Consider the following 23,923-nt stretch of genomic DNA (forward strand, 5'->3'; position numbering starts at 1 on the left):
TAGCAAATCTATTACCTTAAATGATAATATTTTAGATAATTCGGAATATTTGTAGGGGAGGTTTGAAAATGAACTTAAACATCGAAAAATTGAAATACATTTTACATGAACTTCACCATATCCATCAAATTGAAGATTTCCGTTCACAAGTTTTACAGCTATTTAACCAAGTATTCCATTTAGAGCAGTCAATATTTTGGCTGTGTAATGAGAAAGGGGAAATTACACAGCCTTTAATACTTAACCAAAATGAGAGTGATATTGAATTTTATCAGAAGAATTATATGTCCCAAGATTATTTGTTACCAATAAATGTGAAAGATCAAATAATCTCTAAAAATACTCTTAATTTACAAGATATTGTAACGACTTCAGAATATGAAAAAAGTGCGTATTATAATGAGTTTATGAGAACGAGAGGAATATATCACGAAATGGGGATGTATTTAAAATATGATGGCAAACTTATTGGTGGTATTTCATTCATTGGTGAAAAAGGTCATACTGCATTTTTGAATGATACAATACTTTATTTAGAGCTCCTTGCCTATAATATTGCATTACAATGCAAACATCTTCAGCCGAATATCTCGAAAAACTTGTTAACAAAATCGGAGAAAATAGTTTGCGAACTTATAGGGAAGGGTTATTCAAATTCCATCATTGCGCAAAAACTTTTTATAAGCGAAAACACAGTAAAAAAGCATATACAAAATATTTACAAAAAACTAAACGTAAATAACCGTGTTTCATTATTGAAAAAGATCGAATAAGGATAACGGATGAGTTTTATTTTATATTAAGGAGGGATAGTATGGTTGAAATTATTGATGTAGATGCTGAAAATGTTGATAAATACGGCTTTTTTTGTATGCGGAGTAAACCGAATTCTGATGGTTATCAGAAAAAACTTAATTGGGTAAAAGAAAGATTAAAAGAGGGATTAAAAATTAAAATAATCCAAGAGAATGGAAGGCAAAAAGGATTTATTGAATATATTCCTGGTGAATTTACGTGGAGAGCTATAAATGCTAAAGAATATATGGTTATTCATTGCTTTTGGATTGTTGGAAAGGGTCAGGGAAGAGGATTTGGCAGTCAACTATTGAATGGATGTATAGATGAAGCCAAACAATTAGGGCTATCGGGCGTTGCTTTAGTCACAAGTGAGCAAGGATGGTTACCTAATAAAAAGTTTTTTGAAAGAAAAGGCTTCAAAATGGTTGATAAAATTGATGAATTTGAACTTATGGCTCTTAGTTTCAATGAAAACTCTAAACCACAATTTTATGACTGGAATGAATCTGCAAAAGAATATAAAGAAGGAATTACTGTATTTAAGTCTGATCAATGCCCGTATATTCAAGATGCTGTTAGAAACATAATTGAGGCTTCTAAAGATTTAAGTATTAGTGTTCAAATAGTTGATATGGATAGTTATGATGTAGCTCAAAAAAAATCGCCTACACCATTTGGAGTGTTCACTGTTATATACAATGGAGAAATTATTACATATCACCCTGAAACAAAAAATAGATTTATAAAAATGATTAATAAAAAGAACTTATTAACAAATAGTTAGTACTTATTCAGCAATCTGGCGCGATTCTTGAATAGAATCGTGATATATACATAAAACTAGTGAAGATTGTTTGAGATAAACACATATCAGCGAACGATTTTATATTAACACAATTCGAACGTTCGTATTTAAATAACAAAAGTGCGATTCCTCCACTGGCTGGACACTTTAATAATTGAGTAAAACACGAACATTATATACAATCGTAATTTTTTGTGATAAAAGGTGTATACCTTAAATAATGCAGTGTTAAACGGGTGAGGGGAGGTCAGACTTTTTCAACATATATTTGAAAATGACATGCAAACCACGCTGATCAATACTTTATTGTTTTTATTCAGGAAAACAAGCTCACATCAATTCGAATTAATTCACTTACAAAACCAACTTGTTCTCATGTTAATGAAACGAGCTCAGAACGTCTTAAAACGGTCGTAGATAATAGTTAGACAATTACCTCATTTCGTGTCGCAAAACGTGAATGAGTGTGTTCTAGATAGCGAAATAACTGTTGTAGATCCGTCAAGGTCATATAGACAAGGAGTATACTATCGATTTTTGGTGATTTAATGTCGTGTATTGAATAAATTGAGTACTTGGTTCTAGGTAATCTCATTTAACAAGGTTGAACAGCCATGATCCGTCAAAAACGTTAAAAAGAGCTGCAAATCGTATTCATAGCTGGTGACTGTATGATAGTGAATAATTTTTTCAATCTCATAATACAAAACAACTTATCGATATCAGCATGTAGTTGCAAGAATAAAATCTTCAGATAAAATATTAAACATTCATCACATTATCGTAAAAGGAGAGTTATCGTTCACATGAATTATAAAGAACTTCACAATCGTAAATCGAAAAGTACAAATAATAATGGGGAATTGATGTAATCAAGCCCTCTTTCTTATTTTTCTTTTTAGTTTACATAATATAAATTCTAGGAAGTTACGTTTCATTGGATAAGTATACTTGAAACAGTGAGATATTTGAGATTTTTTCAAAGATATCATGATTTTTATGCATTAAAAAAACTTCAGCCTTGATAACTGAAGTTTTTAACGTTTTGCTGATCTAGTTGTTTGATTGTTAATACTGCGATTTGTTCTGTTATTTTTTGACTTTCTCAAATGATGCATTTTGTCCCACGATTCCTTCATTTTACGCTTCAATGATTTGCTACTATCTAATATTAATGTATATCCACTAATAAGTATTTTTTTTAGATATTTACTATTTAATTTTGTTTGTATTTTATTCCAATTTACTAATTTAAGTTTAGATAATCGTTGTTTTGTATTCATACGATTTTGAGCTTTGTTTGATAGTGTTTCTTCTGGTAATTCTAATGAACGAATTGCTAAATCATATTGAGTTTCTGATACCTTGATTTTTATATCAATTAACACCAATGGAATCAAGGCTAACGATAAAATAAGTGTGATAAAAACAAATATCAATTCTAACCCCCCTGTCCTTTGTTTCTACAACACACTATTCCCTATTTATATGCATTAAAAACATTTAAAGCACAAATTTATTTGAACATTTTGGCAATAATAAAAAGCAACCACAAAAATGGTTACTTTTTATACATCAGCTAGTATTTAACAGCCTTTCTAAGTTAAATTGACACTTTTATCGAATTGGCAAAAAAAGTAAATATGATATGTATCCACTTATTTTCCCCATACAGCAGCCATTTTATCGATTGTTTGGATAAAATCATGTTTTCCTTGTATGTACTTCTCGATATCAACTGGATTTTCTTGTGCTAATTTTTTCTTTAAAGCACCATATTGAAGTGCTTCATGATGATTTGCTATTAGAAAATCACGAAAAGCTAAATGTCTATTAATTTCTTTGTCTCCTGATTGGAACATATGGATATGATGTGTGCGATTTGATAAGGTTCCTTTAACAAAAAAACGTCTGCCTGGTATGCCATTCTCACCAAAAGCTCTATAACCATTGGTAGCAAGCCGCTCCGTGAAATCATCAATCTGTTGAATGTTCTTAACTTCCACAAGCACATCAATAATTGGTTTTGCAGGCATATCTGGTATCGCCGTACTACCAATATGATAAATCTCGATTATTTCCTCGGGTAATAGCTTTTGCAAATTCTCTGCTTCTAAATTAAACATTTCTGGCCAATTTTCATTGTAAGGAACAACCTTCACTTCACGCATCTTTTCATCTCCATTTCAATTATTTCTTCATTATCTTTACTAGTGAATTAATCGATATTGATTAACAGGTCTTCCGACTCCGCCATATTGAATATCGATTTTCACTTTATCTTGTTTTTCAAGATAATCCAAATAACGACGAGCAGTTACTCGAGCAAGACCAACGCCATTTGCCACCTCTTCAGCAGAAACAGATTGCTCTTGCGTACCGATAAATGTAACAATTTTCGCTAGTGTTGCAGCATTCAGACCTTTTGGTAAGTGTTCATCTGAAATTTGAGGTGAGCTTTGTTGCTTGTGTAAAAGAGTATCAAGCTCACTCTGAGTCATCTCATTCTTTTCTTCAATTTTCGCTTTAAAGAGTCGATAATTTTGTAATGTATGCTTCATTCGTTCAAATGAGAATGGCTTCATAATGTAATCAAATACACCGAGTTGTAGCATTTTCTGAATAGTTTTCATATCATTTGCTGCGGTAACAGCGATGACATCGACTTTTAAACCCTTTTCGCGTATCTTTTTTAATGTCTCGATACCGTCTTGCTCGGGCATAAATATGTCCATAAAGACAAGATCCGGTTTTAGCAGTTTAATTTGTTGAATGCCTTCAATGCCATTCTTAGCTGTACCAATTAGATGATATCCAGCTACTTGTTCGATAAATTGACGATTCACTTGTCGAACCATTGGATCATCTTCGACTAATAATACTTGAATCGGTTGCATATCATTCATCCCCTTTTATAAATAAAACGTAACAAACACGCTTGTCCCTTCTCCTGGGGAACTCGTTACATCAATTGTACCATCTAATTTTCTAACAATGTCTTGTATTAAATAAAGACCTATTCCATGATTTTCATTTCTCTTTGTGGTATAGCCATTTGCAAAGATACGCGAAATCACTTTTTCGGACATACCGACACCGTTATCTTCGACTAAGATAGATAAAGTCTCCTCGTCTTGATCGATACTAATTAGAACTTTCTTATCGTCTTTATCTATCAATTGAAGTGCATCAAAAGCATTTTCGATTAAATTCCCAATTATAACAACAAAATCATTAAAGTCTAATTGATCTGGTAAATACGTAAGTTGACTATTCATATCAATTTCTACATCGATTCCGAGTTCTTTTCCGTGATTAATCTTACTTAGTAACAGACCAGAGATGTTTTGATTCTTGATACGATCATTTAAAAAATTGGCAATCTCATCTTGCTTTTCTTTTACTTCCTCTATATAAGACAATGCCTGTTGATAATGACCAAGCTGTAATAACCCAGCTATTGTATGAATTTTGTTTTTGTGTTCGTGGTTTTGAATACGTAATGCCTGTACAAATTCTTTCACACCTGTAAGTTCTTCAGCTAGCTTTTTCACTTCTGTACGGTCTTGGAAAATAGCGATTGCACCAACTATTTCCCCATCAACCTCTATTGGTACACGATTACTCATAATATTGTGCTGGTTGATAAGTAGCTCTTTATTATAGATAGGGATATTATAATCTAAAATTTCAGGTAAACGAGTATCTGGTAAAATATCATAGATTTTTTTACCGATTAAATCTTGCTGATCTACACCTAATATTTGTTTTGCTTTCGTATTGAAAATAGTAACCGTAAAGTCATTATCAATAGCTATAATCCCCTCGTGCATGGCATTAAATGTTTCTGTTCGTTCTGTATACTGCTTAGCAATTTCATGTGGCTCTAAATCAAACATCTGTTTTTTCATATTTCTACCGAGCATCCATGCACCCCAAGCACCGAATAAGAGTGATAATAACGTTGCAACAAAGATTTCTTTACGAATACTATATAAAATTTCCATTATTGTCGGAAGACTGTACCCTACGATCACAACGCCAACTTGTTGATGCTTGTCATTCATAATCGGTACAAAAGCACGCATGGTTTTTCCGACCTCACCTTTTGCTTTAGACAAGTAATAGTGTTCAGCAAAAGCTGCATTTTCATCGCTCGTATTAGATTTCTTACCGATTAAGGCTTTTACAGGATGAGATAAACGTATATGATCCATATTTAATACAACAATATATTCTGCTTTGTTAATAATACGTATGCCTTCTATTGTTTCATTGATGACCTTTGCTTGATCCATAGGTTTTTTATCTGTTGATAGTTCTTTTTGAACTTCTGGAAGTTTTGCAACGGTTCTTGCAATAAGCATCGCTTGATTACCTAACTCTTTTTCCTTTGTGGACAGAATATTACCTAAAACAAAAATTCCTGCTACTAAAAATGAAAATACGATGATGAAGAAGGTGAGCAACATGATTTTGCCGTTCATTGACAGATGCTTCTTTTTCACCGTTCTTCCTCCTATCTGTTAGTATACGAATATTGTATCACTTGAAATTATGTTAGAATAGAAAGAAAATGTCAGAATGTTGGTGATTGCATGAAAGTCTATATTACAACCGCCATTTTAACAATTGTGCTGCTTCTAGGTGCCATTGGCTATAAGCAGCAATTTTGGCAAACAGCATCGTTACCGGTTGATCATGAACAGCAAGGGTTAAATCAACAAATTGTGATCAACTTTAGTCATGTAGTTGCAGAAGATACACCAAAGGGTCGTACAGCGATAAAATTTGCTGAGCTTTTAGAGCAAAAGACAAATGGTCGTATACATGTCATTATCTATCCAAATGGAATGCTTTATAACGATGATAACGAATTAAAAGCATTGCAAGATGGAGATGTACAGATGATTGCTCCAACTTTCTCTAAAATGACAAAAGTAATCCCCTCTTGGCAAGTATTAGATTTGCCATACTTGTTTCATACAGATGAAGATGTAAAGAAAATACTAAATGGTCGTGTAGGTGAACAATTACTTAACCAATTAGGTCATGTTGATATAAAAGGTCTAGCTTTCTGGAATAATGGCTTTAAACAAATGATTTCGGAGAAAAACCCATTAGTAAAGCTAGAAGACTTTCAAAACTTGAAAGTTCGTTCTATGCCAAGTAACGTATTACAATCACAATTTGAACTACTTGGGGCAAGTTCCATCACCACTTCATTTGATGAACTGTATTCTGAAATCGAAAATCATGAGATTGATGCGCAAGAAAATACAATTTCAAATATTTATTCAAAAGGTTTTTATAAAGTTCAAAATCATATTACATTATCGAATCATGGATTACTGGGGTATGCAGTTTTGATGAATGAAGACTTTTGGAATAGTCTTCCACCAGACCTACAAGAAGATGTGACAGAGGCTATGAGTGAAGCAACCGAATGGAATTTTCAAATGGCTAAAAAAATGAATAAAGTTGACTTAGAAAAATTAGAAAAAGAACCGAATATTGATATCACTTCCCTATCTGTTGCAGAACAGAAAAGATGGGAGCAGAAATTCCAACCGTTATATACATCTTATAAGGATGAAATCGGTTCCGTCTTCTTAAAAGAAATCCAATCTGAGGTTAATCATTAATATCTGTATTAGTACAAAAAGACCTTAATTCTTAAATTATCTAAAAATTTTTTAAACCGAGAATTTATTCTCGGTTTTTTCTTATTCAGCGCTATGACTGGCTTTGCGATACATTTGAGTACCCATCAAAGCTTTTTGACCAAAATGACCAAAAAGAGTTTTATCACCATAATAATGGTTTTCAGTTTTTATAGAGTATTATGTTCCATGTAAGCGATAACAATTTGCAGAAATAAACTTCACACAAAGAGGGTATGACTATGAGAATTAACTTTAAAAACTTAACCGTTCAAGTAATTTGTGCAATTATCCTGGGGATTATCGTTGGTGTCCTTTTCCCTAGTTTTGGTGCTCAATTAAAAGTATTGGCAGATATCTTTATTAAACTTATTAAGATGCTAATTGCTCCAATTATCTTCCTTACAGTTGTTACTGGTATAGGCGGAATGGGCAACTTAAAAAAAGTTGGTACAATTGGTGGTAAAGCACTTATTTACTTTGAAATCGTTTCTTCTATTGCTTTAGCAATCGGTTTAGTTGTTGTTAACATTATCCAACCTGGTAAGGGCTTAGATACTTCACATATTAAAGGTGGAGACATTTCACAATTTACAAAACAAGCTACTGAATCTGATCATGGTTTTGTAGCATTTATCTCGAATATTATTCCAGATAACTTTTTCGGATCACTTGCAAACGGCGAATTGTTGCCAGTATTATTCTGTGCAATTCTATTTGGGGTAGCCGCTGCATCAATTGGAGATCCAGTAAAACCAGTCATTAAACTTTGCGAACAAGTATCTGAAATCTTCTTCAAAATTATCGGAATGGTTATGAAACTATCTCCTATTGGGGCATTTGGCGCAATGGCATTCACAATTGGTAATTTTGGTTTAGGTTCATTAAAATCTTTAGGCTTACTAATGGCTTCTGTTTACATTACAATGTTTTTATTTGTTGTTATCGTATTAGGTCTAATCGCAAAATTCTTTGGATTTAACATTTTTAAATTCATTGCTTATATCAAAGATGAATTGTTCGTTGTGCTTGGTACTTCATCATCTGAATCAGCATTACCATCTATTATGCGAAAACTTGAACGATTCGGATGTTCAAAACAAGTAGTTGGTTTAGTCGTTCCAACTGGTTATTCATTTAACTTAGATGGTACATCTATCTACTTATCAATGGCAGCAATGTTCATTGCACAAGCTTACAATGTCGATTTATCAATATGGCAACAAATTTACTTGCTAGGGATTTTGATGATTACGTCAAAAGGTGCTGCAGGGGTAACTGGTTCAGGTTTCATCACATTAGCAGCGACAATTGCTGCATTCCCAATGATTCCTGTAGAAGGTATAGCATTACTTATAGGTGTTGACCGCTTCATGTCTGAAGCACGTGCCATCACAAACATCATTGGTAACTCAGTTGCTACAGTCGTAATCGCAAAAGTGGAAAAAGAATTCGATCCTGTTAAGCATAAGGAATTGGAAAAAGAAATTGCCTTAGCACATCAACAAACACACTCTCATTAATAGCAGAACGTCATAAAAGGAATTCGATCTCCTCGACAATGGCTTTCGATATAACCACCCGCTCTCCTCGTTGCGGGTGGTTTTTTATTCTTCTAGATTTGCTTTAAACTTAATTTTTGTAGCAACTCAGATAAATCGATTTCCGCCATAGAATTAATTCTCATTGCAACTTGATGATCAAAAACTAAATTTTGCGTTGCAGCATTTGGAACAACTACGCATGGAATATTAGCTCGAATAGCCGCAAGAGAACCATTTGGAGAATCCTCAAAGACAACTGCTTCATTTGGCTGAATTCCAAAGTGTTCTAAAACCTTTAAATAAAGCTCAGGATTTGGTTTCACCTCAGTTACATCATCCGCTGTATAAATTAAATCAAAATACTTTTCCAAATCAAGCATTTCTAAAAACCTATAAATCCATTTTTTAGTTGAGCTTGAAGCAAGCGCTACCTTTAATCCTAATTCCTTTGCCTGTTCAAAATAAAGAATCACACCATCTCGAGGAGATTTCTGTAATATTGAATCCTCAAAAATGGCTGTCCTTTCTTTACAGATTTCATTTTTGTCTAATTTAGTATCACTGTGTATAAGATTTTCGTAAGGATCGAAAACGAAATTAGTTCCGATTGACTCATACCATCGTTGCAATGGAAACTCTACATTATATTTTTTATAAATAATTTGATAAGATTCTAATTCGTATGTCTCCGTATCAAAAATTAATCCATCAAAATCGAAAATAACAGCTTTAATCATCGAATCTCTCCCCTATGTATACTTCTAAAAATATAACCATGATATAAAATTTTAATCCAATATTTGATATACATTCTAGACATATTTCAATAAACCCTTTTATTTTGAAATATTCAAAAGCCATTAAAGACTGACGAAATACTAAATACTAAATCCTTCTACGTATTAAAATAATCTGTATAGCCAAACATTTTTCTTTTGTTTTGAAAATACAATAGTAATTAAGTGAAAAAATATGCTATGGGAGATGATTAAATGTTAGTGACCACAACAAACAATCTTGATGGCAAAAGAATTCTAACCTATCATGGAATTGTTACAGGTGAAGCGATTATGGGTGCCAATATTGTACGTGATATCTTCGCTTCAATAACAGATGTCATTGGAGGACGAAGTTCAGCATATGAAGGCAAACTCGCTGAAGGACGTGAAATAGCTATATCTGAAATGACAGAGCGTGCTGAAAAACTAGGTGCTAACGCAGTAATCGGTGTGGATCTAGATTTCGAAACAATTCGGGATGGCATGTTAATGTGTGTCGCTACTGGTACGGCAGTCACTTATGCATAATACTGATATTTAACGTTCATCTACTAAAGTAGCATTATATTCGTTTAGAGAAGTATCCGCTCGACTCCAACAGAAAAAGTGAGACAGACGACGAGATCCTACTGGAGTGTAACGACGAAGCAGCTCAGAACGCTAATTTGATATAAATAAATAGACCTCATTTTGATTAAAGATTGATCAAAATGAGGTCTTCCTAATAAATTCATCATTACTTTTTATAAAAGGATTAATTATTATTTACTGCTCATATATATTTTCTATTCTTTCTGCATACATACCCTATTCCTTATGCATTCAATGGACTTATCTAACCTCAATCGAGTAAATACCTGGATGAAATCAAGATTACAACCAACTTTTTGCTAGTTGAGATACTCCTTTTATTATCTTTTCTTCACTTAAATTACCCAATCCAAGTTGAATGTGCGGATATTGTGGTTTATATTTCGAGAAATAGTTTGAGCAAGGATAAACTACAATTCCGTGTTCAAATGCTCTTTCAATTAGCATTTCTTCACTCATATTTGTTTTAACTTCAATAATAACGAAAATTCCAGAGCTACCACCTTTTATTTCAACATAATTCTTAAAGTGTTTTAGTAATTCTCTATTCAATAGATTCATTTTACGTTTATACAAAGCTTTCATCTTCCTTAAGTGTGAGTACCAATATCCTTCATTCATAAAGGCCGCCAGTGCCCTCTGATGAATAGATGAGGATGTTTGCTCAAGCAAAGGGAGTATCTTTTTATATTCACTTACTAGCCTCCTAGGTAAAACCATATAACTTACACGGATAGAAGGAAGCAATGCTTTTGAAAAAGTTCCTAAATAAACCACCCTATCATTAGAATCTAAACTTTGAAGAGACGGTATAGGTTGATGGATGTATCGAAATTCACTATCGTAATCATCCTCAATAATATATCCTTCCACCCTTTTTGCCCATTGAATTAACTTTAATCTTTCATTGACTGGGATCGTTACTCCATATGGAAAGTGGTGAGTAGGAGTGACATATAAAAGTCTAGAAGGCGACTTTAAAAGGCGATCAACTTGGATGCCATGTTCTTTTACCGGGATCGGATCAATGATAAATGACTGAAGAGCAAATAGTTCCCTTGCCACATTATATCCAGGGTCTTCAACTGCCAGATAATGATAGTCTTTCTTAAGCAACAGCGACAATAGTAATAACAAGTGTTGTGTGCTACTGCCAATAATAATCTGTTCAGCAGAAGTATTAACCCCTCTTGATTGAAACAAGTAATCTGCTAGTGCCTTTCTTAATTTAATATCGCCTTGTTTTTCTCCGTATGAAAACATGGTAGAGTCTTTAACGATTTTGTTTGTAAGCATTCTCCATTTTTTCAAAGGGAAGTTCTCTTGATCCACCGTTCCAATCTTAAAGTCGATAGTTTTTATGTCAGTTTGATTTCTTTCGTGATGCTGTTCTCTAATGGGTTCATAATTAAGCGTCTCATCCGATATAGTTGCCTCTACAAAAAATCCCTTTTTGATCTCACTTCGAATATATCCTTCCGATTGCAATTGTTCATAGGCTACCTGGCTTGTGTTTCTGCTGACCTCTAATTGGAGAGCAAGTTGTCTAATCGATGGCAACTTTGTATTCTTTTCTAATTTACCAGATAAAATCTGAGTACGTATGTATTGATAAACTTGTTGGTACATAGGAGTGTTACTTTCTCGATTAATATTAAATATTAGTTCATTCATCATTGAAGTACCTCATCTGTCATTTGTGTTTATTGTAAACTGTACCTTTTAGAAATGACAGTATAAATGAATAATGAATTTAGAAAAAATTTTGATCTGGGAGAGAACATATGACAATTTTTATGTACATATTTTGTTTGATTGTATGGGGACTCAACTTTATAGCAGTAAAAATTCAAGGAACTCCTGTCAGCTTGGAATTATCCTTAACTTATCGTTTAGTTATGACAGCCTTTTTATTTTTGATTCTTGTTTGGTTCCTTCACCCAAAAGGGAGGCCAACAAGAAAAGATATCCCATTTGTAATAGTTTTTGGTGTATGTAACTTTGCATTAAGCTACTTATGCCTTTATTACGCCACAACTTTGAGTTCTGCAGCAATCGTAACAATGGTTTTTTCATTAAAGGTGATTTTGACCCCGATTACTCTCCGGATTTTTTTAAAAGAAAAGTTACATTTACGCGTTTTGTTTGGGGGGATTTTAGGTGTATTAGGTGTATGTATTCTCATCTATCCGAATTTGAACAGCTTTCAAGGGTCCAATGACATAAAAGGAATTATGGTTGCAATCTTAGGTACGCTTCTTACAGCAGTAGGTGATGCCAGTTCAGCACGAAATGCAAGTCATAATGTGAATCCTATCTACGCAAATGCCATTGGATTTACAGTCGGCAGTTTATTGATGGGAGTAATTGTATTATTTCAAGGTCAAGAATTTATATTTCCAACATCGATTTCATACTTATCTGGGTTGCTATATTTAACTCTGGTTGCTTCATTTGTTGCATGGTTATTCTATTTGAAGCTTGTTGAAAAAATTGGAGGAGCTCAAAGTGGTTATATGGTTGCGCTTTTCCCGGTAATAGGAGGAATAGCTTCCGTACTAATCGGTGAGTCAAATCCATCATTGTTTTTGTTTGCTGGTTGCCTTTTTAGCTGTATTGGGGCTGCCATCGCATTAGGGTTTGGATCTTGGAGGCATAATGCGAAATTGCCTCTAAAAAGAGCTAATTAAGAAGGACTGAGTCTTGTGAACTTGGAAATAGAGATCATTTTTTTGATTCTCAGCTTGTTGACCAACAGCAATTCGGTGATTCCCATATTATTTTTTCACAAGTATTTTTGCAAATAAAATACAAAACACAATTTATAGATTCTTTAAAAAGGCTAAACAAGAAAAATAATTCTTATGCTTATTTTCAGATTTCGGTCAAACATCTAGTATAATAAGTTAATTAAGAAAATAAGGAAGGTAAACTAAATGAAAATTCTTGAAACAAATCGACTTATCCTTCGACTGCAAACAGCAGATGATGCGGCATTTATCCTTGAGCTTATGAACGATCCTTCCTGGTTGCGCTTCATAGGTGATCGTGGTGTAAGGACACTAGATGATGCAAGAGCTTATATTATGAATGGACCTGTTCAAATGTATGAACAATTCGGTTTCTGCCTTTATTTGGTGGAAAGAAAAGAAGATCATGCACCGATTGGAATATGTGGTTTGGTAAAAAGAGATTCCTTGGAAGATGTTGATATTGGATTTGCCTATCTCCCAAAGTATTGGTCAAAAGGATATGCTTATGAAGCAGCCTCCGCAGTAATGTCTTATGGAAAAGATAAATTAGGGTTAACTCGCATTGTGGCAATCACGTCTCAAGAGAATCAAGCTTCAGAAAGTCTGCTCAAAAAAATTGGTTTTCAGTTTGAGAAATTGATTCAGTTAGCCGATGACCCCGAAGAGCTTAAGCTTTTGATATTTGACAATACAGAAAACGCTATAAAAAAATAACAGGAAACCTAAGAAGCAAGTAGCTCGTGATTAATCATAGAAAGGGAGTGTTATATAAATTTTAATATAAAAGAAGCCATCGAGATTCTGGATCGTACACCACATACATTTGAGTGTTTTTTATCAGGTTTATCTGATGAATGGTTGCAATGCAATGAAGGTGAAGGGATATGGAATGTCTAAGAAGTAATTGAGCATCTTATTTTGGAAGAAAAAAATAATTGGATTCCAATGTTAGAAAATTAAAACTGTTGATATAAAAAGGACCACACATATCAAATATGTATGGTCCAATTCATTTTGTTGTTGAACTAACGCACCCTTTAGTTCGATAACAAAATTTATTATTATCCTATTCCTTCTCCCAAAGCTCTATACGTCTTCCCTCTGGATCTTCAATCCAAACAAACTTTCCAAATTCATGAATCGTCTTTTCCTTAGCAAGGGGAACACCTATTTTTTCTAGATGTTTGATACTGTCATCCAAATTTTCAACTTGAAAGTTTAACATCACTTGTTGTTCTGTTGGAAAATAGCGGTCATCTTCAGAAAAGAAGGAAAAGATAGTTTCATTTCCTGATTGTGGTGTAATAATGGTACCATTCCAATTTTCAATTTCTATATTTAGGACTTTACTGTACCATTTTTTTATATCTTCTAGATTTTTAGTCCTCCAAAAGATTCCTCCAAAACCCTTTATTTTCATAAGAATCTCCTTCCTATCCCATTAGTTATTTAATTAAATTCTAGTTTTGAAAGCGAATTCCTTCTTTCACTAAGCTTCCCGTTAGCTAGATAAGAAAACGCTCCTTGTTAAAGCGCGATTTATGAATGTTCATAGTAATATCCAAAGATAGCCAAAATAGCACATGCAAGAATTACGGCAATTGCTACTCTTATTGGAGAAATAGGTGCACGACCGCCAACTTTACCCGTCTGTCCATTCACCATAAATTGATAAACTTTGTTTTTATATTGAAATGATGATAGCCAAATAGGTAGCATCAAATATTTATACGTGATGTCATCATGTGTTGTAGAAAACTGGATACTTCCAACTTGATCTGCTCCACGTTCAAAGCGAATCTTTGATGATATTTGTTGTCGAATATGATTCTTTATATCTTGCTGTGCAATTTTCCATCCATCTTCTAAACCGATACTATATCGTTCTGCCAAGAATCCAGAAACATATTCAGGTTTATAGGATTTATTGTCCAGTAAATTAAAAGGTTCTATTTTCCTCATCATATCATGGTCATACCGTGTTGTTGCACTCACTAATTGATCATCTATAAATTCTTGATAAAACCCAGAGGTAGTATACCAATCTGTTTCGATATATGTATCCCCGTCTTTATCTCTCATGACACGGTTAATACCATAATTTGCTGTGTAATAGGATCCTGTATTTGTATCAAATGTCCAATAAGGTAAATAGACACCTTTAAAAGCATCAGGCTTAGCACTTAGTTTTGCAGCACGTGGTGAAAACCATCTTCCTTTAATCCAGCGTTGGAAATTTGAACCTGCTTCTTTATCAGTTACTTCAAATGTACAAACACCATTTGGAGCTAGTGTATCTACCGTCGCTGCTTCCATTACTTGATGTGAACCACAATAGGGACAGGTATCCGCAACTTGTAGCGCATCATAAATTGTCTCAGATGCACATTCACTACAGATAACTGTTTTCTTTTCAACACCCCAGTCAAAATTCCCACGTTTCTCAGCTGCAAAGAAATCCATTTCCTGTGCTACTTTGTCGTTTTCATCTTCTGGTTTTGCAATTTCTGTTTCATAACCACAATAGGGACAGCTTAACTTACCGTTTTTAGGATTAAATTCAATAGATGCACCACATGAGGGACATTCAGCATCAAAATCGATTTTTGCATCTTTTACAGTTTCGCTCACTGTATATCCCTCCTATTGTTTGTCATTATCATCAAAGAGGTCGCCACATTCAGGACAGAACTTTGGTGGGTTTGAAGGATCTTCTGGTTTCCAACCACATTTGTCACAAATATAGGTTGGTGTTCCTTCTGGTTTTTTCGATCCACAATTTGAACAGAATTTACCTTTGTTGAAAGAACCACATGTACAAGTCCATCCTTCATTTGTTGGTTTTGGTGTTCCACAGTTTGAACAGAATTTCCCCGTATTTGTTTGGCCACACGCACAATCCCACTTATTTGCAGATGTTTGATTGTTTTGAGGTACTTGCTCACTTTGTTGAGTTTGTGAAGCCATTTGGAAAAGTTGTCCTGCATTCACACCGCCAGCCTGTGAAGCCATATTCATCCCCATAAATCCACCAAGTGCTCCATTTTCATTTTCTGCAGCTTTAATCATAGCATCTGCTTGAGCTCCAGTAATTTGAGCAGCAGCCATTGATGTATTACGAAATACTGCATTTTTTTGCAATTGTTTAATCATTGCTTCATCTTCTTCTGAAGCTTTTAGCGAGCTAACACCAAAGGTACCCACAGCTAAACCACGTGATTCCAGCCATTTTTCTGATAATACTTGGTTCAATGCTGTTGCCAATTCGATTGTGTGCGCAGGAATTTCACTGTAACGAACACCTAGTGCTGAAATTTTGGCAAAAGCAGGTTGTAATGCTGTCATTAATTCGGTTTTTAATTGGCTATCAATTTCATCTCGATGATATTCTTGTACAACATTTCCACATACATTTTTGTAAAACAATAATGGATTGATGATACGATACGAATATTCACCATGACAGCGGATTGAAATATCAATATCTAAACCGATATTTCGGTCGATTACTCGAAATGGTACTGGACTTGGTGTACCGTATTTATTGCCCATAATTTCTTTTGTATTAAAGTAGTAAATACGTTGATCCTTAGGTGGCTCACCGCCGAAAGTAAAACGTTTCCCAATCTCCATAAATGTTTGAAGAATATTTTCTTTAAAATCTCCTTCGAACAAGATGCTCGGTTCAGTTGAAGTATCGTATACATATTCGCCTGCTTCGGCACTAACTTCTACCACTTTCCCCTGTTCAACGATCATCATGCATTGTCCTTCGTTTACTGCAATGATGGAGCCATTTGAAATAATATTGTCATTGCCTTTGTTTGAGCCTCGTTTTGTTTTTCGTCTGACACCTTTTGTAACCAGAACTTCCTTCGAAAGCCCTTCACAGTAAAAGTATTCGCGCCATTGATCCTCTAAAACGCCTTTTGCAGCGCCGATTCCCGCTTTAATTAAACCCATGAGTATCCCATCCTTTTTTATGTAATAAAATTTATTCTATCATTATGGGAATATAGAATGTAATTCACTTAACATATACGTTTTATACCTAAAAAAGTTTCATACTGTATAATGTATCCAGAATCATTATTCCAAATTCATAGTTCCTTAAACATTTGATTAAATATACTATCCCTTAATTATTATTAGATTTTTTATCAAACTCAATTCATAAGATTAATTTTGATAAAAGTATAAATATTATCAATCTGCATAAACAAAAAATAAAACGACATTCTTAAATGAACATCGTTTTATATGTTTTTATTTGGCTACAGAAACACTTCTATGGAGTAAAAGTATATTTCTTTTTCGTTCCATCAGAAAATTTAACATCTAACTCTACTTTTTTATAATTGGAATCGAGGTTAAATACTTTAAGAATTTGTTTCTTTACTTCTGCATCTGGTGTATTGACATCGAATTTTAACTGTTTGAATAATGGTTCAAGTTTTGTATAAGCTGCGTTACCTTCAATTTTCTGATTTTTACGTTGATCTTCCATTGAAGCATCTGCACCATTATTTCGATTTTCAAAATCAATCTCATATGATTGATTAGAACCATAGTCAGCGTCTAGTTTGAATTCAGAAAAATTAAAAGCTTTATTTTGTGTATTATCATTGGTTTTAGTCGTATCAGTTGATCTATTTGTTGAATCATACGCACTGCCTTCCGAAGTTGGAACATTACTTTTTACATTTGATGCATTATCAGATTTATTTCCACTTCCACAACCAACTAATATAACTGTTAGAATTGATACCGCTAAAAAAGTTGACCATCTCATCATTTTACAATCAATCCCCTTTCTAATAAGTATGGTTAGCATTCCCGATTCAAAAACATTAATTCCAAATTAATTTAAAAAAGATGAAATTTGAGATTAAAGAATTTTTAACTGATGAATTAAAAAAGCAGCATGCTCAATATTTGCATGCTGCTCCTGAACTCTATTCACTATATTTAAAATCTTGATTTAACGGCTTTAAACGAAACAAAGCTTTGGCACGGACTTCTTTATGGAAGTCAATTGTTCCAAAATCTCTAGAATCCATTGAATGGTTTCGGTTATCTCCCATTACGAAAATTTTACCTTTATCAACCTTTATATCTAAGTCATTTGTGTCCATTGGTTCCTTAATATAGGGCTCATCAACTGCTTTGCCATTTCGGTAAAGAACATTATCCTTAATCTGAATATGATCTCCAGGTAAGCCTATTACACGTTTAATAAACAAATCTTGTCCAGCTACGAGCTCTGCATCAAAGCTCACAATATCGTCGTAGTGAGGCTTTTGATACTTATATGCAAGTCTACTAGAAATTAAGTAATCCCTTTCATGTAAGCTGTTTTCCATACTATCCCCTATTACAATTTCAGGAGAAATAACAGCACGAAAGCTAATCGCTAAACAGATCATCACAATCAATATTAGAAAAAATTTTCGTAAATCCTTTAGTAAACTTGAATACTTGCCCATAAATTCACTCGCCTAATTTCTTTATATAATCATCTGAATCTATTATCTTAATAATCATATTTTTTATGGAACTTTGTCAATTCAAAAATGAATAAAACCTGCATTCTTTTATGAATGCAGGTTTTTGTATACCGATAAGTTTAATATAAATAAAGCAAAAAATGAAACTTACTGTCAGAATGATTTGAAATACCTTATTTCCATTCTTTCAACGTTTTCTCATACGTTACTTGATTCATTATTCGTTGAATCCCTCTTGATTTGTCGATTGCAAGTTGCATTTCTTCTTTATAGCGATCCAGTTTATGCTGCTTTTTTGCAATGACTGCTTCGATTGAGTGTGGCATCCAAGGTTGATAGAACGGATAATTTCTTGCATTACCGTATTTTCCTGATAATGCTTCAACATATGCCATATTATACGTTTTAAGCGGACCGTTTTTCATCGAATTTACGATTTCTCTAGCGCTAGCAAGCTCCCCTAAACGAACTGCCCGTTGAAATTTGTAATCTTGCTGTCCATCTGGTTGATTTTTGAACTTTTCGATTAGTCTGTCCAGTGCTGCAATTTCATCTTCCTTTGAACCTTCTTTAATCGCAAGAGCATAGGCGTATGTTGGATTTCTTTTTTGATTACGTACTTGGCGAAGTATCGCTTTTGTATTTTTTGAAGATGTCATTGTATAAGCATAGTAACCAACTATCGCTACTGCAAGAATTGTAAAAAATGCAACAGAAATACTAGTTGGTACTTTTAGCCAAATAAAAATTGCACCTATTACCAATACAACTAGGTAAAACATTAATAGTCTTAAAATATTCATATCAATTCTCCAATACTAATAAAGTGAAACTTTACACAGTGTGGGGTTCTTTATCCCTACTGTGTGTTAGTTGAACCAATCGGACATTTATGAACAGTTGATCTCCTAACCATAGTCAAGCGTTTTACTTGAGCTTTGAAGTGTGGGATCTTACTGCCATTAATGCAGGATAAAATGGTGGATAACCATCATTACTATATTAACAACGTCCTACGAAATGAGCAATGAATAGGGGTGACTAAGTTTAAAAACATTTTAGTACATTTCAATAAATGTACAAGAGTATAATTTTTCAATACATCTGGATGGGCTTTCTTATCTTTTCCTTGAAATATAAAAAGACGCTGTAGAAACAACAGCGTCCATAGTTTTATGCCTTTTCAGATTTTAAATCAACAATGATTTTCCCAACAGCCGTTTTTAAACGTACTTTTGGTAGACCATTTCCATATATATAATTTCGTCCTGATTGACCGAATACTTCAATTTTCCCCAAATCAGAATCAGCCTGTATATGACCATTTGTCAGAACTTGATCTGTTAACAGTTGAATACGCCCCATACTTGTTTCAAGATGAATAGTATCTTCGATTGTCGGTACATACATTTCAATGCGTCCATTATCCGTTTTGGCATCCACGTCACCGTGTAATGATTTCAATTCAATGCGTCCATTGTCTGTACGTAATTTAGAAAAAGTTGATCGCGAGTTTGTCATTTCAATACGGCCATTATCAGTCTCGGAATAGAATTTTGTGAATTGACATTGTTCAATCAAGATATCTCCATTATCCGTTTTGGCATTCGCTTCGTTTGCTAAAACCTTTTCGAGTTCGATACGTCCGTTATCTGTTTCTACTGTAACGACCTTAGATTGTTGGTTACTTAGTTTAATATAACCATTATCATTATCAATAGAAATCTGGTCATATATCCGTTCAGGTACTTGTATTGTAACCGTAGCATTTCCGCTTAATAGCATTCCTACTCGGAAAAATAGAAACTTACGGTAGCTCTCTTCTCTATCAATGGTAATATGTAATGTACCGTTAACATTTTTCATTTGAACTTTAGTCTTACTATCCTGATCTTTTATACTTGAATACACATTATGGTCAGGTGAAGGTTTAACAATCACATTTACATCCTTAACTTTAATTTGTACTTGTTGAAAATATTCAACATCTAATGGCTCTATTTGGTTATTTGCGACAAATTCATCTTCTGTATAAGCTTTTAATAATTCCACAGCTATTTCTTCTGCAGCGCCTAATGATGAAATGATTTCCTCATCGCTTTTACCTTCTTTTCTTCCATTTTCAAAATAATCTTTAAAATCTCGTAAAATATCTCGTCTTTCTGAAGGATTTAGTTTCTGTAAAGCAACCTCCAGTTGAATCAAATATTTTTGTTCAGTCATAAATTATCCCTCTTCTCTTTTTCTTTTAAACAAAATAGATAATTGATAGTTTCCCAACATATACTGCTTTGGAAAGAGAAAATCACAAAAATTGATTTAGATTATTCTTCATTCAACATAAATATATGCAACCATTAAAGTTACTCTTTCTGAATATGATTCAAAGGAGAACGCCATGAAAATTTCAGTAAATTATTCTGGAGACTACTCAGCGATTGTAACCACAGAGATAAAACATAAAATTCAGACAATTCATCATGGAATCTATACAAAGAAAGCTGTTGGAGCTGATTATTTAGGCTGGGTTGATTGGCCAAGCTCTCTACGCCAAGATTGGTTAAAGGAATTACACGATACCGCTAATGATATTCGAGAAAAATCAAATGTTTTAGTCGTAATTGGAATCGGTGGATCTTATTTAGGATCAAAAGCAGTGCTAGAGGCATTATCAAAAAATTTCCATCCCTATAATAAGTTAGAGGTGATTTTTGCTGGTCATCTAGTAAGTGGTTCTTATTTAAAACAGTTGATGCAATATTTGAACAGTAAAGAAGTCACCATCAATATTATTTCCAAATCCGGTACAACGACTGAACCCGCAATTGCCTCACGCTTCTTAATACAGTATATGGAAAAACGTTATGGAGAACAAGCTTCATCTAGAATAATTGTAACAACTGATGAAAACAAAGGGGCTTTACGCTCATTAGCAATTGAAAAGGGCTATAAACGATTGATCGTACCAGAGGATATTGGTGGCCGTTATTCCGTGTTCACAGCAGTTGGCCTATTACCGATTGTAGCTGCAGGTTATGATATAGCAGAATTTATTAATGGGGCGAAAATGGCTGAACAAGATTTTAGAACTTTAGATATTGAAAATAATCCTGCTATTAAATATGCCATAATTCGAAAACATTTATATGATTCGGGCTACCCTTTAGAAATTCTCGCTACTTTTGATGATAAATTAAAATATGTACAAGAGTGGTGGAAGCAGCTATTTGGTGAAAGTGAAGGGAAAGAAGGGAAAGGAATCTTCCCTACCTCTGTTCTCTACTCTACTGATTTGCATTCATTGGGTCAGTATATTCAAGATGGCAAGCGAATTTTATTTGAAACATTTCTATTAACTGAAAAAGCAGATGAAGATTTGACGGTTTTCGAATCCCCGCAAAATGGAGACGAATTGAATTATTTAAGTGGTTTAACGTTACATGAATTTAATCATGTGTGCTACGAAGCTACCTCAAATGCACATCTTCAAGGTGGGGTCCCACAAATTTCGATTACCATTGAGCAAGTAGATGAAAAACATCTAGGGTATCTCTTATATTTTTATATGATGGCGTGTGCTTTTAGTGCTTATCTACTTGATATTAATCCGTTTGATCAGCCAGGTGTGGAAGAATATAAAACGAATGTTTTTAAATTTTTGAAGAAGCCAGGATATTGTTGAAAGATTTGACAGTAAAATAAATGTATGTGCTATTCAAAACAACAAAATAATGTTGTTTTGTAAAAAGTATGAATAAAAGAATGCTACAAACATTGATTTTATATATAAAGGAATAACCCGCATTTTGAAAAGGAGATTGATCAAAATGTGGGTTTTATTTGTGTGATGAATTATATATCATGGAATACCCCAATATTGCGTGTGGGACAATGATTTTTGGTGTTCATTATTTAAAATAGCAAGCGTCAGACTAAATTACTTAAAAAAAGTCGTTAATTCTATCTTTTTAGTAGCAACAGCATTAACGAAATATTCATTATGGTCTACGCCAATCATTGTGGGTTGAAATTTCTCGATTGCATCTATCAACTGATTAATTACAAACATATCTAAATAATTGGTTACCTCGTCCCAAATAAATAACTCATTTTCACCTAATATTGCATTCGCTAAGAATACTTTTTTCTGTTCGCCAGCGCTCCAATTTTTACTTGATTTATCGGAAAAACTAGAACGTTCTATTCCTAATTGATATAAAAGATGCCAATATTCTTCTTTTGCTTCTTTCGTAGATAATTGATTTAGAAATGAGAAATAATTTACATCCTTTTGATTTTTTTGGCGCAGTATCGAAAGATGTTCAGGTAGATTTATTCGATACTCACCAATTGTTTCTAGCTGTTCTGTTCCAAGTATAAAATTTAATAGAGTAGATTTACCGACTCCATTTTTCCCATTAATAAAGAATCGATCAGTTGGATATACATCTATATTTATCGGTTCAAAGAGGGGTATCCCATCTCTTAAAATTGAAAAATCACGAAAGAATAAAACCGGTTTTCTTGGCTGTCCAACAATCATTTTAAGCTCAGAAACACTTTCGATATTATGAATAAGACTTTCCTTTTCTTCAATCATCGCCTCTGTTCGTTTTTTAATTGCTTTCCCTCTTTTCATTTGTTTCGCAGCTAGTCGCCTTTCTGCAGCATCTCTTGTACTATTCTCTCTTTTTAACCCCCAAGTATTCACTTGTCTTGCAACATCATGAAGCCGTTTAATTTCCGATTTGAGCTTTGCATTCTTTTCTTCTGAAAGCATATCTGCATTTACTTTTTCGTATTTCCACGTATCTACATTACCGTTAATCAAGTCAATTGATTCTTTATTGATTGCTAGAACATGATCGACGAATTGATTTAAAAAAGACTCATCATGGCTAATCACAATAAAACCTTTTTTCTTCTTTAAGTATTGCCCAACGATTTTTCTGCCATGTAAATCTAAATTATTAGTCGGTTCATCAATTAAAGGAAATGAATTTTCGTTCAAAAATAGCTCAATCAGTAAGAGTTTTGTTTGTTCCCCACCACTTAATACATTAAATTTTTTATATAAAATGTCTATCGATAAATCCATATAGGTTAACTCACGCTCAATTTGCCATGTATCGAAATGCGGATTTTGTTTCAGTAACACTTCTAAAACAGTTAAATCTTCATGAATACCTGGATATGATGGGAAGTATTTAAAATCTAATGTTGAGTGTATAGAACCTTCATATTCTATCTGGTTTAAAAGAAGTTTTAAAAATGTTGTTTTTCCTTGACCATTCCTTCCAACAATCCCTAATTTCCAACTTTCATTGATATTTATATTCACATTCTTAAAAATCGGTTGAATCATCGATGCATATTTAAATGTCATATTTTTTATAAGAATATTACCTGTCATTCAAATCACCTCTAATAAGGGAGGAAACAAAAAATCCCCCCATTAATTTGGAAGGATTAGTCAATTCATA

General features: G+C 33.5%; 22 protein-coding genes and 1 pseudogene. 9 read left to right on the top strand and 14 right to left on the bottom strand.

Annotation, left to right across the window (positions count from 1 at the left end; translation table 11 throughout):
* Nucleotides 1-68 precede the first annotated feature (68 nt).
* Together ACIQ4I_RS02235 and ACIQ4I_RS02240 are read left to right on the top strand one after the other, a co-directional pair.
* On the top strand, nt 69-773 hold the full coding sequence (locus tag ACIQ4I_RS02235; RefSeq protein WP_403092400.1) for a response regulator transcription factor: 705 nt from the start codon (nt 69-71) through the stop codon (nt 771-773).
* A gap of 41 nt (nt 774-814) precedes the next feature.
* Nucleotides 815-1,582: a GNAT family N-acetyltransferase gene (locus ACIQ4I_RS02240; RefSeq protein WP_403092402.1), complete on the top strand. Its 768-nt coding sequence runs from the start codon at nt 815-817 to the stop codon at nt 1,580-1,582.
* Nucleotides 1,583-2,640: 1,058 nt separating this feature from the next.
* Here the strand turns inward: ACIQ4I_RS02240 and ACIQ4I_RS02245 are convergent.
* From ACIQ4I_RS02245 to ACIQ4I_RS02260, 4 genes are all read right to left on the bottom strand, one after another.
* Nucleotides 2,641-3,042: a hypothetical protein gene (locus ACIQ4I_RS02245; protein ID WP_403092404.1), complete on the bottom strand. Its 402-nt coding sequence runs from the start codon at nt 3,040-3,042 to the stop codon at nt 2,641-2,643.
* 219 nt (nt 3,043-3,261) lie between these two features.
* On the bottom strand, nt 3,262-3,774 hold the full coding sequence (locus tag ACIQ4I_RS02250; protein WP_403092406.1) for a GrpB family protein: 513 nt from the start codon (nt 3,772-3,774) through the stop codon (nt 3,262-3,264).
* 39 nt (nt 3,775-3,813) lie between these two features.
* Complete coding sequence (locus ACIQ4I_RS02255) at nt 3,814-4,500, bottom strand: response regulator (RefSeq protein WP_403092408.1); 687 nt, start codon at nt 4,498-4,500, stop codon at nt 3,814-3,816.
* Nucleotides 4,501-4,515: 15 nt separating this feature from the next.
* Nucleotides 4,516-6,090, bottom strand: coding sequence for an ATP-binding protein (locus tag ACIQ4I_RS02260; protein ID WP_403093342.1), 1,575 nt, complete (start codon nt 6,088-6,090; stop codon nt 4,516-4,518).
* 111 nt (nt 6,091-6,201) lie between these two features.
* Here ACIQ4I_RS02260 and ACIQ4I_RS02265 point away from each other — a divergent pair, with 111 nt between their 5' ends.
* Entirely contained in the window at nt 6,202-7,248 is a 1,047-nt protein-coding gene (locus ACIQ4I_RS02265; RefSeq protein ID WP_403092410.1) for a DctP family TRAP transporter solute-binding subunit, read from the top strand.
* 260 nt (nt 7,249-7,508) lie between these two features.
* Nucleotides 7,509-8,789, top strand: a complete 1,281-nt coding sequence (locus tag ACIQ4I_RS02270) for a dicarboxylate/amino acid:cation symporter (protein WP_403092412.1) — start codon at nt 7,509-7,511, stop codon at nt 8,787-8,789.
* Nucleotides 8,790-8,881: 92 nt separating this feature from the next.
* On the opposite strand, the gene ACIQ4I_RS02275 is transcribed toward ACIQ4I_RS02270, so the two are convergent.
* Nucleotides 8,882-9,547: an HAD family hydrolase gene (locus ACIQ4I_RS02275; protein ID WP_403092414.1), complete on the bottom strand. Its 666-nt coding sequence runs from the start codon at nt 9,545-9,547 to the stop codon at nt 8,882-8,884.
* Nucleotides 9,548-9,802: 255 nt separating this feature from the next.
* On the opposite strand from ACIQ4I_RS02275, the gene ACIQ4I_RS02280 reads away from it, so the two are divergent.
* A complete protein-coding gene (locus tag ACIQ4I_RS02280) occupies nt 9,803-10,117 on the top strand; it encodes a YbjQ family protein (protein WP_397538634.1) in 315 nt (104 codons plus the stop codon).
* Between the two features lie 345 nt (nt 10,118-10,462).
* Here ACIQ4I_RS02280 and pdxR read toward each other — a convergent pair whose 3' ends face one another.
* A complete protein-coding gene (pdxR, locus tag ACIQ4I_RS02285) occupies nt 10,463-11,854 on the bottom strand; it encodes a MocR-like pyridoxine biosynthesis transcription factor PdxR (RefSeq protein WP_403093344.1) in 1,392 nt (463 codons plus the stop codon).
* Nucleotides 11,855-11,964: 110 nt separating this feature from the next.
* On the opposite strand from pdxR, the gene ACIQ4I_RS02290 reads away from it, so the two are divergent.
* The 3 genes and pseudogenes from ACIQ4I_RS02290 to ACIQ4I_RS02300 form a co-directional block, all read left to right on the top strand.
* The gene (locus ACIQ4I_RS02290; RefSeq protein ID WP_403092416.1) at nt 11,965-12,870 is read left to right on the top strand and encodes a DMT family transporter; all 906 of its coding nucleotides are present in this window, start codon (nt 11,965-11,967) and stop codon (nt 12,868-12,870) included.
* Nucleotides 12,871-13,116: 246 nt separating this feature from the next.
* Nucleotides 13,117-13,647 (top strand): GNAT family N-acetyltransferase, encoded by a 531-nt coding sequence (locus ACIQ4I_RS02295; protein ID WP_403092418.1) that lies wholly within the window; start codon nt 13,117-13,119, stop codon nt 13,645-13,647.
* 54 nt (nt 13,648-13,701) lie between these two features.
* Nucleotides 13,702-13,827 (top strand): annotated as a pseudogene (locus ACIQ4I_RS02300) (DinB family protein); the annotation flags it as partial.
* Nucleotides 13,828-13,999: 172 nt separating this feature from the next.
* On the opposite strand, the gene ACIQ4I_RS02305 reads toward ACIQ4I_RS02300, so the two are convergent.
* The 7 genes from ACIQ4I_RS02305 to ACIQ4I_RS02335 form a co-directional block, all read right to left on the bottom strand.
* On the bottom strand, nt 14,000-14,353 hold the full coding sequence (locus ACIQ4I_RS02305; protein ID WP_403092420.1) for a VOC family protein: 354 nt from the start codon (nt 14,351-14,353) through the stop codon (nt 14,000-14,002).
* Between the two features lie 119 nt (nt 14,354-14,472).
* Nucleotides 14,473-15,564, bottom strand: a complete 1,092-nt coding sequence (locus ACIQ4I_RS02310) for a TFIIB-type zinc ribbon-containing protein (RefSeq protein WP_403092422.1) — start codon at nt 15,562-15,564, stop codon at nt 14,473-14,475.
* A gap of 12 nt (nt 15,565-15,576) precedes the next feature.
* A complete protein-coding gene (locus ACIQ4I_RS02315; RefSeq protein ID WP_403092424.1) occupies nt 15,577-16,896 on the bottom strand; it encodes an SPFH domain-containing protein in 1,320 nt (439 codons plus the stop codon).
* Nucleotides 16,897-17,221: 325 nt separating this feature from the next.
* Complete coding sequence (locus ACIQ4I_RS02320) at nt 17,222-17,728, bottom strand: YusW family protein (protein WP_403092426.1); 507 nt, start codon at nt 17,726-17,728, stop codon at nt 17,222-17,224.
* 160 nt (nt 17,729-17,888) lie between these two features.
* Complete coding sequence (gene lepB, locus ACIQ4I_RS02325; RefSeq protein WP_403092428.1) at nt 17,889-18,419, bottom strand: signal peptidase I; 531 nt, start codon at nt 18,417-18,419, stop codon at nt 17,889-17,891.
* Nucleotides 18,420-18,613: 194 nt separating this feature from the next.
* On the bottom strand, nt 18,614-19,243 hold the full coding sequence (locus ACIQ4I_RS02330; RefSeq protein WP_403092430.1) for a hypothetical protein: 630 nt from the start codon (nt 19,241-19,243) through the stop codon (nt 18,614-18,616).
* 370 nt (nt 19,244-19,613) lie between these two features.
* Nucleotides 19,614-20,663, bottom strand: coding sequence for a DUF4097 family beta strand repeat-containing protein (locus tag ACIQ4I_RS02335; RefSeq protein ID WP_403092432.1), 1,050 nt, complete (start codon nt 20,661-20,663; stop codon nt 19,614-19,616).
* 175 nt (nt 20,664-20,838) lie between these two features.
* Between ACIQ4I_RS02335 and ACIQ4I_RS02340 the strand changes: the two genes are divergently transcribed.
* On the top strand, nt 20,839-22,122 hold the full coding sequence (locus tag ACIQ4I_RS02340; protein WP_403092434.1) for a glucose-6-phosphate isomerase: 1,284 nt from the start codon (nt 20,839-20,841) through the stop codon (nt 22,120-22,122).
* 255 nt (nt 22,123-22,377) lie between these two features.
* Here ACIQ4I_RS02340 and ACIQ4I_RS02345 read toward each other — a convergent pair whose 3' ends face one another.
* Nucleotides 22,378-23,853: an ATP-binding cassette domain-containing protein gene (locus ACIQ4I_RS02345; RefSeq protein WP_403092436.1), complete on the bottom strand. Its 1,476-nt coding sequence runs from the start codon at nt 23,851-23,853 to the stop codon at nt 22,378-22,380.
* Nucleotides 23,854-23,923: the final 70 nt, after the last annotated feature.

The organism is Rummeliibacillus sp. NPDC094406 (genome assembly GCF_044763875.1).
GTDB lineage: Bacteria > Bacillota > Bacilli > Bacillales_A > Planococcaceae > Rummeliibacillus.

Excerpts from the sequence above, each read along its gene's own strand:
- pdxR (WP_403093344.1), bottom strand. The coding sequence starts at position 11,854 with ATGAATGAACTAATATTTAATATTAATCGAGAAAGTAACACTCCTATG.
- ACIQ4I_RS02240 (WP_403092402.1), top strand. The coding sequence starts at position 815 with ATGGTTGAAATTATTGATGTAGATGCTGAAAATGTTGATAAATACGGC.
- ACIQ4I_RS02265 (WP_403092410.1), top strand. The coding sequence starts at position 6,202 with ATGAAAGTCTATATTACAACCGCCATTTTAACAATTGTGCTGCTTCTA.
- ACIQ4I_RS02330 (WP_403092430.1), bottom strand. The coding sequence starts at position 19,243 with ATGAATATTTTAAGACTATTAATGTTTTACCTAGTTGTATTGGTAATA.
- ACIQ4I_RS02235 (WP_403092400.1), top strand. The coding sequence starts at position 69 with ATGAACTTAAACATCGAAAAATTGAAATACATTTTACATGAACTTCAC.
- ACIQ4I_RS02275 (WP_403092414.1), bottom strand. The coding sequence starts at position 9,547 with ATGATTAAAGCTGTTATTTTCGATTTTGATGGATTAATTTTTGATACG.
- ACIQ4I_RS02290 (WP_403092416.1), top strand. The coding sequence starts at position 11,965 with ATGACAATTTTTATGTACATATTTTGTTTGATTGTATGGGGACTCAAC.
- lepB (WP_403092428.1), bottom strand. The coding sequence starts at position 18,419 with ATGGGCAAGTATTCAAGTTTACTAAAGGATTTACGAAAATTTTTTCTA.
- ACIQ4I_RS02345 (WP_403092436.1), bottom strand. The coding sequence starts at position 23,853 with ATGACAGGTAATATTCTTATAAAAAATATGACATTTAAATATGCATCG.
- ACIQ4I_RS02335 (WP_403092432.1), bottom strand. The coding sequence starts at position 20,663 with ATGACTGAACAAAAATATTTGATTCAACTGGAGGTTGCTTTACAGAAA.
- ACIQ4I_RS02295 (WP_403092418.1), top strand. The coding sequence starts at position 13,117 with ATGAAAATTCTTGAAACAAATCGACTTATCCTTCGACTGCAAACAGCA.
- ACIQ4I_RS02305 (WP_403092420.1), bottom strand. The coding sequence starts at position 14,353 with ATGAAAATAAAGGGTTTTGGAGGAATCTTTTGGAGGACTAAAAATCTA.
- ACIQ4I_RS02280 (WP_397538634.1), top strand. The coding sequence starts at position 9,803 with ATGTTAGTGACCACAACAAACAATCTTGATGGCAAAAGAATTCTAACC.
- ACIQ4I_RS02260 (WP_403093342.1), bottom strand. The coding sequence starts at position 6,090 with ATGAACGGCAAAATCATGTTGCTCACCTTCTTCATCATCGTATTTTCA.
- ACIQ4I_RS02315 (WP_403092424.1), bottom strand. The coding sequence starts at position 16,896 with ATGGGTTTAATTAAAGCGGGAATCGGCGCTGCAAAAGGCGTTTTAGAG.
- ACIQ4I_RS02255 (WP_403092408.1), bottom strand. The coding sequence starts at position 4,500 with ATGCAACCGATTCAAGTATTATTAGTCGAAGATGATCCAATGGTTCGA.
- ACIQ4I_RS02270 (WP_403092412.1), top strand. The coding sequence starts at position 7,509 with ATGAGAATTAACTTTAAAAACTTAACCGTTCAAGTAATTTGTGCAATT.
- ACIQ4I_RS02340 (WP_403092434.1), top strand. The coding sequence starts at position 20,839 with ATGAAAATTTCAGTAAATTATTCTGGAGACTACTCAGCGATTGTAACC.
- ACIQ4I_RS02250 (WP_403092406.1), bottom strand. The coding sequence starts at position 3,774 with ATGCGTGAAGTGAAGGTTGTTCCTTACAATGAAAATTGGCCAGAAATG.
- ACIQ4I_RS02320 (WP_403092426.1), bottom strand. The coding sequence starts at position 17,728 with ATGATGAGATGGTCAACTTTTTTAGCGGTATCAATTCTAACAGTTATA.